Source organism: Rothia sp. ND6WE1A (assembly GCF_001683935.1).
Taxonomy (GTDB): Bacteria; Actinomycetota; Actinomycetes; order Actinomycetales; family Micrococcaceae; genus Rothia; species Rothia amarae.
The window spans coordinates 98,914-110,969 of the sequence record NZ_LXTU01000061.1 but is presented as its reverse complement, the minus strand read 5'-3'; the positions used below and the strand labels follow the sequence as shown (position 1 = coordinate 110,969).

At 54.5% G+C, this 12,056-nt stretch carries 10 protein-coding genes; 7 read left to right on the top strand and 3 right to left on the bottom strand.

All coding sequences use genetic code 11. The features are described 5' to 3' along the window. Positions 1-5 precede the first annotated feature (5 nt). The 6 genes from A7E48_RS08765 (at position 6) to A7E48_RS08740 (ending at position 5,186) form a co-directional block, all read left to right on the top strand. A complete protein-coding gene (locus A7E48_RS08765; RefSeq protein WP_068172331.1) occupies positions 6-647 on the top strand; it encodes an ABC transporter permease in 642 nt (213 codons plus the stop codon). Positions 648-702: 55 nt separating this feature from the next. Next, positions 703-2,016: a betaine/proline/choline family ABC transporter ATP-binding protein gene (locus tag A7E48_RS08760; RefSeq protein WP_068172507.1), complete on the top strand. Its 1,314-nt coding sequence runs from the start codon at positions 703-705 to the stop codon at positions 2,014-2,016. After that, a complete protein-coding gene (locus A7E48_RS08755) occupies positions 2,013-2,795 on the top strand; it encodes an ABC transporter permease (RefSeq protein WP_068172328.1) in 783 nt (260 codons plus the stop codon). Before A7E48_RS08760 ends, A7E48_RS08755 begins: the two co-directional genes overlap by 4 nt. A 2-nt stretch (positions 2,796-2,797) precedes the next feature. Further along, a complete protein-coding gene (locus A7E48_RS08750) occupies positions 2,798-3,787 on the top strand; it encodes a glycine betaine ABC transporter substrate-binding protein (RefSeq protein ID WP_068172325.1) in 990 nt (329 codons plus the stop codon). Positions 3,788-3,869: 82 nt separating this feature from the next. Next, complete coding sequence (locus A7E48_RS08745) at positions 3,870-4,223, top strand: thiol-disulfide oxidoreductase DCC family protein (protein ID WP_068172323.1); 354 nt, start codon at positions 3,870-3,872, stop codon at positions 4,221-4,223. Positions 4,224-4,265: 42 nt separating this feature from the next. Continuing rightward, positions 4,266-5,186 carry an AEC family transporter gene (locus A7E48_RS08740; protein ID WP_068172321.1) on the top strand — a complete coding sequence of 307 codons (921 nt, stop codon included), beginning with the start codon at positions 4,266-4,268 and terminating at the stop codon, positions 5,184-5,186. A 12-nt stretch (positions 5,187-5,198) separates the two neighbouring features. Here the strand turns inward: A7E48_RS08740 and A7E48_RS08735 are convergent, their stop codons facing one another. From A7E48_RS08735 to A7E48_RS08725, 3 genes are all read right to left on the bottom strand, one after another. Next, positions 5,199-5,804 carry a recombinase RecJ gene (locus tag A7E48_RS08735; protein WP_233126049.1) on the bottom strand — a complete coding sequence of 202 codons (606 nt, stop codon included), beginning with the start codon at positions 5,802-5,804 and terminating at the stop codon, positions 5,199-5,201. 61 nt (positions 5,805-5,865) lie between these two features. Then, positions 5,866-6,585, bottom strand: a complete 720-nt coding sequence (locus tag A7E48_RS08730; RefSeq protein ID WP_068172315.1) for a hypothetical protein — start codon at positions 6,583-6,585, stop codon at positions 5,866-5,868. A gap of 44 nt (positions 6,586-6,629) precedes the next feature. Further along, a complete protein-coding gene (locus tag A7E48_RS08725) occupies positions 6,630-10,337 on the bottom strand; it encodes a bifunctional RecB family nuclease/DEAD/DEAH box helicase (RefSeq protein WP_068172312.1) in 3,708 nt (1,235 codons plus the stop codon). 510 nt (positions 10,338-10,847) lie between these two features. On the opposite strand from A7E48_RS08725, the gene A7E48_RS08720 reads away from it, so the two are divergent. Further along, the gene (locus A7E48_RS08720; protein WP_068172299.1) at positions 10,848-11,972 is read left to right on the top strand and encodes a CAP domain-containing protein; all 1,125 of its coding nucleotides are present in this window, start codon (positions 10,848-10,850) and stop codon (positions 11,970-11,972) included. Positions 11,973-12,056 lie beyond the last annotated feature (84 nt).

The window sequence follows — 12,056 nt, the reverse complement described above, 5'->3', positions numbered from 1 at the left end:
AACCAGTGGGTTCCTATCTCTCCGACCGCTGGCCACAGATACTCTCGGCGAGCTGGCAACATTTCTCATTGGTTGCCCAGTGCCTATTGCTAGCTACCGTCATAGCCATTTTCATTGCAGCGTTATGCTACCGCAGTAAAACCCTTTCCGGTGTTGCGAACTCAGTGTCGGCCGTGGGGTTGACCATCCCATCGTTCGCTCTCCTTGGTTTGATGATTGCGCCGCTCGGCTTTGGCGTGGCTCCTGCAGTTGTGGTCTTAACTTTCTATTGCCTTCTCCCCATTCTGCGTAACGCGTTAGTGGGGTTAGCGGGCGTCGATCGTTCGCTCATTGAAGCTGCCCGCGGCATCGGCATGTCATCTATGGAAACCTTCTTCAAGGTGGAGCTACCTATGGCATGGCCAGTTATTCTCGCTGGCATGCGCGTTTCTGCCCAAATGACCATGGGCGTTGCCGCCATTAGCGCCTATGTTTTGGGCCCCGGACTCGGCAGCTTCATCTTCTCCGGGCTCTCCCGCCTGGGCGGGGCGAACTCCTTTGAATCCGTGGTGACCGCCGTGGTCGCCGTCGTCGTTATTGCTCTTATTCTTGACGGGCTCCTGCTCCTGCTGGGCCGTCTTACCATCTCGCGAGGTATCCGTGCCTAACTCCACTGCAGAACACAACTCAAATACGGGCAACAAAGTTGCCTTCAACCCCTCGATGACCGAAATTACCGGTGCGACTATCCTGTTGGAGAACGTCACCAAGTCTTACGGTGCCAAAAAAGCTGCGGTCAACCAGCTCACCCTAGAGATTCCCGCCGGTAAAACCGTCATGTTCGTCGGTCCTTCTGGCTGCGGCAAAACCACCACGTTAAAAATGATTAACCGCCTGATTGAACCCACCAGCGGCAGAATCGTTATCAACGGTGAAGACGTCACGACCATGAATGGTGACGAACTACGACGTCGTATCGGCTACGTCATTCAGGCAGGCGGATTACTACCTCACCTGACCGTGGGGGCAAACGTGGGGCTAGTTCCCAAAATGCTGAAATGGGATAAACAGCGAATCGCCGATCGAACCGACGAACTTCTCGAACTCGTTTCCCTCGACCCTGAAATTTACCGCGACCGCTACCCCAAAGAACTCTCCGGTGGTCAGCAGCAGCGCGTGGGTGTGGCTCGTGCACTAGCTGCCGATCCGCCCGTTTTGCTCATGGATGAGCCCTTCGGCGCGGTGGATCCAATTACCCGCCAGCGCTTGCAAGAAGAACTCATTCACGTACAGGCTGAATTACACAAAACAATTGTGTTCGTGACCCACGACTTCGACGAAGCCGTGAAACTCGGCGACTGGATTGTCATCTTCAACGAAGGCGGCAAAATCGAACAATACGGCACACCTGAACAGATTCTGGCTCATCCCGCCAACGAATTCGTAGAGGATTTCATTGGTTCGGGTGCCGGCTTGAAGCAGCTGGGCCTCACCCGCGTACGCGACGTCGATATCCGCCAAGCGCCGGCTTTCACCGTGGGAGAGGACGCCGCAACTGCCGTCGCCCACATGAACGAAGCCGGGGTATTACGGGCTATTATGCTTGATTCCCGTGACCGTCCTATCGGCTGGGTGACTCGCCGTCAGCTAGAACGCATGACTACCGTCGGGGCAGCTCACGCCCGTCAGTTCCCCGTGGTATCCGATTCTGCAACTCTCGACGACGCACTGGACACCATGCTTGTGGCAGGTTCCTCGGATGCCGCTGTGACCGGTTCGCGCGGTGCTTACCAGGGCATTATCACTGTTCAAACCGTGATTAAGGCTATCGACCATATCTCTGCTGACCCCGAAGAAGTTTCCACACCCGTTGGCCACAACACCGGTGCGATCCCCAAGCTTGCAACGGGCGAAAACGGCGTGATCTCTTACGCTATGGATGAAGAAGAAACTGCCACTGAAGTAGAGAACGATTCTGCTCCCTGGGCAGAACATTCCGACCCTGCTGAGACCCACCGGGGGAGTGAGCGTGCATGAGTTCAGCTACTCAAGAGCAAACCGAAACGAAAGAAGCCACAGCGTCGCTGACCCAAGCTAACTCGTGGAAGGGTTTGCTGATTCAGCCCATCGTCTTGCTGGTTATTCTGGGCGTGATGTTCTGGTGGATGAGCACTGCAGACCTCACCGAGACTGAGCGCATCACCCTGAATGCTTCTTACCTCAGCACGCTGGCATGGGAGCACCTCAAACTAACCATTATTTCAGCGGTTATTGTGCTTGTGACGGCAATCCCCGTGGGCATATTGCTCACGCGCGGTCCCTTCCGTAAGTTGACGACGCCGGTGATGGCGCTGGCGAATATCGGTCAGGCAGCGCCTCCGGTGGGTCTGATTGTGCTTTTCGCTTTCTGGCTCAGCTTTGGTACTACCGCTGCGATTGTAACCCTGGTGGTCTACGCCTTCTTACCGGTTCTCAAGAACACCATGGTCGGACTAGAAGCTGTCGATAAGCGAACTATTGAAGCTGCCCGCGGCATGGGCATGAGCCCTGGCATGGTGCTGTGGAAAGTTGAACTACCCCTGGCGGTTCCCGTGATGCTCGCAGGTATTCGTACCGCGCTCGTCCTACTGGTTGGTACCGCAACTCTGGCAACCTTTATCAACGGTGGCGGTTTGGGCTTGCTCATCACCACCGGCGTCAATCTGGCACTGGATCGTGTACTCATTTTCGGCTCCCTGCTGGTAGCTGTCTTTGCACTTGCTGTTGACTGGATTGCACGCGTGATAGAAACCGCCGTTACGCCGAAGGGACTCTAAGCATGAAATTTTCTAAGCTCCACCACATCGGCGCAGTAGCGACCATCTCTCTGCTGGGATTGACAGGTTGCGGTCTGAAGCCCTCAACCTCAGAGGTTCCCGCTGCCTCTGCCGGTTCTATCCAACCGATTGACGGCGCCGAAGGGCAGAAACTCACCGTCGGTGCTAAGAACTTCACTGAACAGGTGATTCTCGGCAAAATTGGTGTGCTGGTGGCTGACGCCGCCGGGTTCGAAGTCACAGACATGACGAACATCCCCGGTTCCCAACCTGCCCGCAAGGTCATGTTGAACGGCGAGGTCGACATGGAATGGGAGTACACCGGCACCGCCTGGATGACGTATATGGGCAACAGCGAAAGCATCGCTGATCAAACCGCCATGTGGAATGCCGTATCCGAAGCAGATAAGAAAAATGGGCTCACCTGGGGTAAGCCGAGCGAGCTCAACAATACTTATTCGTTTGCCGTCCGCTCGGATTACGCTAAGGAACACGATCTGACCAAGCTTTCTGATATCGCCAAGCTCCCAGCAGAAGATCGCACTCTCTGCATAGAAGCCGAGTTTAACTCCCGCTCTGATGGTCTCAACGGGATGCTCAAAACCTACGACATGCCCCGCGGAGAAGCCAACGGTTTGCCCGATGGAAACATATCCATCATGGATACCGGCACGGTCTACACCGCCACGGCGGATGGCTCATGTAACTTTGGCGAAGTCTTCACTACCGACGGACGTATCAAGGCACTTAATCTCACCGTGTTAGAGGACGACCGCCAGTACTTCCCCGCCTACAACGCCGCCGCCGTGTTCAACACCGAAACGTTGCAACGTTACCCTGAATTGGAAGGCGCCTACGACCAAGTAGCGGCAAAACTCAATAATGACGTCATGATGGACCTGAACTACAAGGTCGACGTCGAGGGGCAGGATCCGGCGCAGGTTGCCTACGACTGGATGGTACAAGAAGGGTTTATCTCCGCAGCGAAGTAGATGAGTTCGCCGTCTATAAGTACCTCCATCCGATGCTGTGCCGGGCGGTCAATGCTCCCCTCTGCAGAGTAAAGTTTCTCCTATGAGCACCCTTCTTTTCGACCCGGACTGTGGATTGTGTACACGAGCCGCCGCTCTTTTGCGGCGGCTCGACCTGCGTGCAGATATTGAGCCGGGATGGCGCGAGGAGCTTATTGTTCATGGCGTTGACTTACGGAGGTTTGAGCGGGCTATTCCCTTTGTGCTACCGACCGGCCAGGTTGCTTACGGGGTGGTCGGTATTGCGTTGGCACTGAAAACAAGTCACAAGCGTTGGGTGCGAGGAACCGGCGTCCTGCTACTTTTTAGACCCGTTCGTAAGGTCGCCGAGAAAATCTACGGTTGGGTGGCAGACCACCGCGGCCAGTTACCCGGTTCGATGTGTTCGATGCGCTAGGTCTGGTGCCTGCGCAATCGGGGAACTCAGGAGGGAGAACGGATGCTCGGAGTTTTAGAAGGCTTCACCATTATTGGTGTAGTCGTAGCTGTGGGCTATGTTCTTGCCCGTGTTGAAATACTTCCCTCGAACGCCGGGGTGGTGCTCAACCGTTTTGCCTTTTTCGTTGCGCTACCTGCCTTGATGTTTGGCACCCTCTATCGTGCTGATCTTTCTATCATCTTCTCCAGCAGGCTACCTGTTGCGGCAATCAGCTTTTGCGTCGTTGCCCTGTTATACACGGTGATTTTTGGGGTTGTGCTAGGCCGGGGGATAGCCCGCACGGTTCTGGGCGCTACGGGTTCAGGTATGGTCAATGCCAATAATATGGGCTTGCCAGTTGCCACTTATATCTTTGGGGATCCGGCACAGGTGGCACCTATTTTGCTGTTCCAGCTTGTCTTTTTGACGCCGGTGCTGTTGGCGGTTCTTGATATCACCAGCCGGGGGAGGTTCAGCCTCAAGGACGTCGCCACTCAGCCTTTGCGGAATCCGCTGGTCATCGGATCCTTGCTTGGCGTGGTCTGCAACGCGCTGAACGTTCCTATGCTGGATATCGCGCTGGAACCGTTGCGCCTAATTGGCGGAGCGGGTATCCCGCTTATTCTGATTGCTTTTGGTATGTCTCTGCGAGGCAACAAACCACTAACCGTGGTAGATCAGCGCGCCGAAACATTGACCGCAGTTATTTTCAAGGTGGCACTAATGCCGCTGGTGGCATTCCTGCTCGGTTCGCTGGTCTTCCATCTTTCCCGCGAAGACCTTACCGCCGCCACGGTTCTCGCGGGTTTGCCGACCGCTCAGAACCTCTTTAACTACGCGTCGCGCTACCAAATTTCAGTCGTGCTGACCCGCGATATCGTACTGCTTTCCACCTGCGCCGCAGTTCCCGCCATGTTGCTGACTTCGTTCTTGATGCAGTGACTTTGCGCTAAATTAGCTGTCTTGATCGAGATTGATGAGTATCTCCGCCAGAGCTGGCAAAGCTGCTTCTTGCTCGTGATAGTAAGAACGCACCAGCGTTTTACTAACCGCCTGTGCAGATATTCCCAGCGCCTGAGCTACAGCTTTCTGCTGCCCACGCACCCCTGGAACGATGAGCGAGAGCACCCGATTTTCCGCGTCGGTGCGCTCGCTAGCGACGCGGAAAATGAGCCGCGCTAAACCCGTTGCTTGCTCTGAAAAAGCTCGATGATGCCCCAGGACAACGACGCCGCGCGCAGGTGACCCTGTTTGAGCTTGTTCGACGGCAAGACGGGAGAAATCCAGCGCGTCGCCTGAGCACTCGGGGGTGGAAATCGCACCGAGTGCTGCGGCGAATCGGGGTGCTTTCACCGCGCCGACTCCGATACCTGCCCAGAAACGAGCCTCTGGGGTAGCTAACAACATGGCTCGAAGCGCTGGTTCTGCGGATTCAAAACCACCTTGAACTTCATCGGGGTATGTCTGAATGAAAGGGATGGCTGGCTCAAGAGCGTTGAGCTGCTCTAGCAATTCAGAGAAATTTTCTGGGCTCTCGGGGGAACGAGAAATAAGGGTCACTACATACACACCCCTCAGTATGCCAAATCAACCGGGCAGGGTTGATGAAGTAACTCTCGTGTTACTCCCAGAAAAGCGTTTCTGCATATACTCCCGCAGCGAATAATTCTTCCTGCAATACTTGCCGACATCCCATGGGCAGTGCCAAACAGTTGTACCGCGCGTCGGTACCGATAAAACCGGTGGCTTGGCTAAAACCTGTTCGAATAGGGGCGAGTTCGCGGCAGAGCTCCATGATGCCGTCAAGGTCATCGGCAGAACCAAGGACCCAAAAAGAATCTTCTGAAGTGAGCTGAAAAAGTCCTACCGGGTAACCAGCGCCGGCACGTTCGTCCAATCGTGCCCAGCCGCCCATCTCTCCTGGACCATCGGGTGGCAATACTGAATCAAACTCCCAAGAACGCGCGTTTTTGAGCCACACCGGCATCTCATTGAGCACCAACGGTGCGTTGCCAACAGGCCAGGAAGTCCCTAAGAAAACACCTTTTTCTATGGCATCCCAAAATTCTTCCCGCTCTAAATTAGCGCCCACCGAGTTGAGCATACTTTTATCGTTCGCTGCCCCAAAATCTTCTACCCCGGTGCCTTTGAGCTCTATATACTCGCCAGAAGGTCCCTCAAAATATGCCTGATCCCAGAAAGTAGGACGAGTAGATATTCCCGCTTTTAGCAGTAAATCGTTGATTCCAAAGAGAAATTCTGGGTTGCCCAAAGCTACCGTTTGCCCCTTGAAATGAAAGAGGTAAGGGGTGCGTGCGCGTTCAGTGCGGTGCAATGGCACAGGTGGCTCCTTTCGAGCTCTTACAGGCAAGGCCTGCTGTTATTTTACTCTGCGGGGAAGGGAGAAGAATCTTCTGCAAGACGCACAAACCCGCCTAACTGAGACAACCCGGCGGGGGTCGTCGGTAGAAAATTGGTGAGAGAGGAAGATTTCACGAGCACAGCACACCATTGACCGCGGGATATCGCCACGTTGAGTCGGTTGGGGGAGAGCAAGAACTCTGCCCCGCGGGCCGATTCGCCGGCGGAGGACGCCGCCATGGAGACAATCACTACCGGAGCTTCTTGCCCTTGGAACTTATCGACCGTGCCTACGCGCACTCCGCCGTCTTCGTCCTTCAACCCTGCCGACTCTAGTTTTTCAGTGATGAGATCCACCTGGGCGTTATAAGCAGCAACTACCAAAATATCTTCGGGTTCTAAGGAGCGGTACTTTTCGGGGTGAGCTAAGTTTTCTGTCCACTGAGCGCCGATGAAGCTCCGCGCAATATGGGCTACCTCCAGTGCCTCTTCTATTGAAGAGGTAGTGTTTCCTCGATGGTCAACCTCTCGCACAAAAATCCCAGGTGCCCACCCAGCAAGCTCTCGCTGCGCACCGGCAGGCGCCGATTGGAGCTTACCGCTATAGGAGAGTAGCGAAACCGGGGCACACAATGCTGGGTGCATACGCCAGGAGACATCCAAGAAATAGCCTAACTTCTCGGGCAGTGTGTCATGCCCAGCAGAGAGCCAGCCGAGAGCCGATTCATCCACCGGGTAGGGGTGGGTGCCTTGGGTGACTTGAGGAAGCTGCTGGGGATCCCCCAATAGCAGCATGTTTTGTGCCGCGCGTGCAACCGCAAGCGTATTGGCTAGCGAATACTGACCGGCCTCGTCAATAACCAAAAGATCGAGTACTCGTGCATCAAATTTCTTATCGCTGGAAAAATCCCAGGCTGTGCCGCCGATGAGAAAACCAGCAGGTTCTTTGAGTGCCTGAGCCAACGCATTCTGGTCCACTTCCACCCAGGGTGCCTGGGACATCTGAGTTTTGCCGGCAAATTTTGCGACCTGTTCGGGGCGCACTTTGCCTTTTTCAATACAGCCCAGCAACACGTTTTCGACGACGGCGTGAGATTGAGCGACCACCCCAATCTTCCAGCCGTCCTGAATCAAACGACCTATCACATGCGAGCCTAAGAAAGTCTTGCCAGAACCGGGAGGCCCTTGTACTGCCACATAGGACCGATCCAATGCGGATACTGCCGCATAGATAGCCTCGATAGTGGCAAAAGAGCCGTGTTTTTCGACGTTAGGGCGCTCTAGGGTATGTCCAGGTTTGAGCCGGGGTGCTCGACGCCGCAGAATATCTAGTTCCGGCGCATCGGGAATCTCAGGTAGATACGCGCCTACCTCTTCCGCTAGACCTTGGAGAGACTGCTCCTGCGCCTTGGTTTGCAGTGGCTGCGGGGGAGTGAGCGCCATAGGAATCTGCGTGAATTCTTCTGCACCGCGGGGGAGTGATTCCCGAATACGCATATTCACCGTTCCATCGAGCTGAGTTTCGATACTCTCAATCGTTCCCCTGAAATCACCGGCCCGAAGAACATCGGGAACTATCCCGTCATTCGAAGCGGCGAACTTCTCTGCCTGCTCCGCTAACTTTGCCTCAATATAAGGTGGAAACGAATCCTGGTACATCAGATACAGACCACTATCGCCTTCTTTAAGCGAGGAACCTTCAGCCACCCGAGCCCGCACCCCCAACAACCGCGTAGGCTGAGCACGCGGACGATCCGGATCCTTCGCCCAATCTTCGACGACGTCGGCGCGTTCAAATAGCGCCACATTGCGGGTTTCCTCCCACTCCTCCACGGCAGATGCCAACCGGTCAAAGTGATCCCACCAGAACTGTTTGCGCTCGCGGCGGTGGTAACCGGTGGCAGAAGCAACCATGGCAATGGCTTGCTCATCTGCACCCAGCCCCTGCTCAGGGTCAAGATTCTCTACAAATTCAATGAGGGCTTTTTCTGCTGCAGACGCTTCTTCGCGGTCTTTACCCGACGCCGCTACCAGCTCCTCCAGCGGCCCCTGTGCGGCGTCGTCCCCGCTCGAATGAGTCAGAACGTTTGCGGATTCTTCAGCGGCATTTCGCCCCGCCAACTCCAATAACCAATTACGCAAGCGCAGGGTGGAAACACAGTCATACTCGTTATAGTCAGCAATCGAACTCTTGATATGTTCTGCTAGCTCTGCATTGCCGGTGTCTCTAGCGGTGCAAAAATCTGCGTAGGCAACCACGGAAGCACCGGCGTCAGTTACTTCTCCACCGCGTAAATTCTCACCCATATAGAGTGGCTCAAGCTTTTTAATGCTGTAGGAATTTTCGCTAATTCTCAGCGAGTGGCGCACGGTCTCAAAAAGATCAACCAGCACGTTTTCTCGCAAGAGTTCATCCACGGTTTCTTCACCCACGCCATGGCGTGCCGCTAAGCCCCGTAGCGCGCGTTTCTCATAGTTTGCATAGTGGTAAATCTTCATCCCAGGGTACTGCTGCCTGCGCCGGCGCACGTACTCTAAGAAATCCATGAGGGCGCGACGTTCCTCCACCCGGTCATGCGCCCAAAACGGAATAAACCGAGCAGTCTCTGCGGAGCTATCGGCTTCAACTACCCCAAAGAGGTACTCCAAACCCCATGAACCTTCGCCATCCTGCCACAGCGGATCACCTTCGAAATCGAAGAAAATATCACCGGGGTTAGCACGAGGTAACGAACCCAATGTGCTACTGGGCAAAAGAGCGTAGGACACAGTATGTGACTGCCCGTTTTTAGTGAAAGTGCGCGAACCATCGAACCCAGCTAGCCCAGTCTGTAAGGCCGCCTGATCTTTAAGCTTCTGATATGACGCCGGCAAGTACCCCCGCTGCGGCTCTAAAGTAGCCAACTCATCAATAGTGCGAATCCCATACTTTGCCCACAAATTATTGCGGGTGCGCACGCTCATGCCAGCCACCAACAGCATGTCCCGGTGCTTCTGAATTTCAACGGCGCACCGCTCGCACCTGCCACAGCGGGCAACATCTTCCGACCCAAACCAGCTCACCGCCTCTACGCCCTCTTGCGAATGGCGCGCTAAGGTGTCGAGGAAGCGGCGTCGGCGTTCGCGAAAGACCGGCAGAATCTCATAGATGTTGTGGGTTGATTCTTCTCCGGTTCCGAGAATCAGCACGGCATCTGGATGAACAGCGAACTCTGCTTTGAGGAGCTGATCCGCATAGGCTGCTAACTGAAGGAGCGCAGTTACTTTAGCGTGGCGGGCCAGTTTAGTGTCGTACACCGCGAATTCTCCGGGGCCAGTTTTGACGAGGAAGTCTGCTCGCCCGTGAAATTCGCCGTCAAAGAACGATGCTTGAAAGACGACGTCGGCGCCAGCTTCAAGCGCCTGCATAGTTTCGCGGTGTTTAGCTTCCAGTGCTTCTCGCGAATAGTCTGAGGCAGGCTCTACCTCATATACTCCGGTATGGGTCTCAGGGTTCCACTGCCCAAACCGTTCTTTGAACTGTTCTAAAACCGCGTTTTCATGCTGATCTCCCAAGACACTGGTGCGTGCCAGTAATGCATCTTCTGCAAAATCGCTGCGGGGGATTCTGCCGAGTTTTTCATCGAGCACCTGAAGCGAGGCATACTCACAAGTGGCAGCGAGCACAAGATCGCTGGCAGAAAAGACAGCGTGACGCTGAGACGTTCCGTCAGAAGTAGGCAAGAAGAACATAGTTTTCTCTCGACGAGGGGTACTGGTGCTTCCAACCTAGCAACGTCCACTGACAAGATAAGCACTTCTGCCGCCGGGAGAGGAGAAAAATTTGCGGGGAGCGTGTCGTATTTCAAGACACGATGCCGTGTGTCCAGAAAATAATTTATTCGAAACTAACTTAAAGTTTAGTAAGTATACGTAATAATTAGTGCGATAACCCAGCGGAGCAATTTAACTTTTTTATTTAAATAATTAAACAATTTTTCATGTTCACCTTGCAGAAATAATGAAATGTATTTGCTGGAGGAGCTCTTGTGGCTCATATTCCGCTCTGGCGGGATGATGCCCTGCATAGCTGGCTGACAAAATTGATATGAAACCGCACATTAGTATTTATATTCGAATCATTCGAATATAAAGAAAAAGTTTCGATAAGTTGATTGGGATTTAGATAACGATTCTATAAAGTTGTGCCTGCACAGCTTCATTTCTCCCCCCCCTACCAGAAAAGCTCGGAGAGGCGATTTTATGTCAAAAAATACTATGAACCAGATAGGTTCCTTCTCTCTATCCCGCCGCCACGCAGGCCTTGCCGCCCTCGTCGGACTGGGAACCCTCGCCGTGAGCTCGGCAGCGCAGGCATCATCCAGCGATATTCGAACCGTCAGCGCGCAGTACCGTGCCTCCGACGCGCAACGACTACTCGACCTCGTTAATGAATACCGTGCCGAACATGGGCTGGGCGCTCTTCGCCACTCGGCTACTGTTGCCTCGGTGATGGATAATGAAGCGAAACGACAGTTTGACCAGGGCTTTTTCTCCCACGGCACTGAATTTCTCAACAACCCTCAGGTTCAGGGCTACTCTTTCGTACGCGAAGTCATCGCACTTTCCTATAACGACGACATCAGCCAGCTTCTAGCTTTCTGGAAGAGCTCACCGGCTCATAACGCCGCTATCCTCGCTCCGTCTGCTAACACCTGCGGCATCGGCCTGTGCTACGGCTACGGCAACAACCTGCCCTGGCGCGTCTTGGGCAACATGGGCATTTACCGCTACGATACCGACGGTCCCTCGGATATTCAGAACACCGTCTCTGGCGCCAGCACAGCGGTGCAACCTAGCGGCTTTAAGGTTCGCGATGGCATTGCTGCCGGTTACTACCGCGACGGTGGAGCGGCCCGATTCGGTGAGCCCACCATGAACGAACGTGGCGGACTGGTCGACGACGGCGCCTGGCAGAACTTTAACAAAGATGGCAACACTACCACCTTCATGTGGTCTAACTACACCGGTGCGCACCCAGTATTTCGCCAGGGCGCTATCGGTCGATTCTGGATTAACAATGGCTGCGAAAACACACTGGGTTATCCCACGATGGCAGAGCAGGGTGGACTGGTCGACGGCGGTTACTACCAGGTCTTCAACAAAAGTGGAGCACGTTCGAAGGTTCTGTGGAGCCCCGCAACCGGTGCGCATGCGGTCTTTGAAAACGGCGCAATTGGTGCTGAATTCGCGCGCCGTGGATTTGAAAACGGCGTAGGGTACCCCACCACTGAGGAATACTGGGACGGCATTTTCGTCCGCCAGAACTTCAGCGGCGGCCAGGTTATTTCTTGGAACTCATTCACCGGTGCAGTTTCTGTAGCCTAAGTTCTCATAAGGGTACTCATTGGTGAGAGCTCAGCCAGCACAGCAGTAAGGTGAACTGGCTGGGTCTGGCATGAATCGTTTCTG

Excerpts from the sequence above, each read along its gene's own strand:
- A7E48_RS08760 (WP_068172507.1), top strand. The coding sequence starts at position 703 with ATGACCGAAATTACCGGTGCGACTATCCTGTTGGAGAACGTCACCAAG.
- A7E48_RS08755 (WP_068172328.1), top strand. The coding sequence starts at position 2,013 with ATGAGTTCAGCTACTCAAGAGCAAACCGAAACGAAAGAAGCCACAGCG.
- A7E48_RS08750 (WP_068172325.1), top strand. The coding sequence starts at position 2,798 with ATGAAATTTTCTAAGCTCCACCACATCGGCGCAGTAGCGACCATCTCT.
- A7E48_RS08745 (WP_068172323.1), top strand. The coding sequence starts at position 3,870 with ATGAGCACCCTTCTTTTCGACCCGGACTGTGGATTGTGTACACGAGCC.
- A7E48_RS08740 (WP_068172321.1), top strand. The coding sequence starts at position 4,266 with ATGCTCGGAGTTTTAGAAGGCTTCACCATTATTGGTGTAGTCGTAGCT.
- A7E48_RS08725 (WP_068172312.1), bottom strand. The coding sequence starts at position 10,337 with ATGTTCTTCTTGCCTACTTCTGACGGAACGTCTCAGCGTCACGCTGTC.
- A7E48_RS08720 (WP_068172299.1), top strand. The coding sequence starts at position 10,848 with ATGTCAAAAAATACTATGAACCAGATAGGTTCCTTCTCTCTATCCCGC.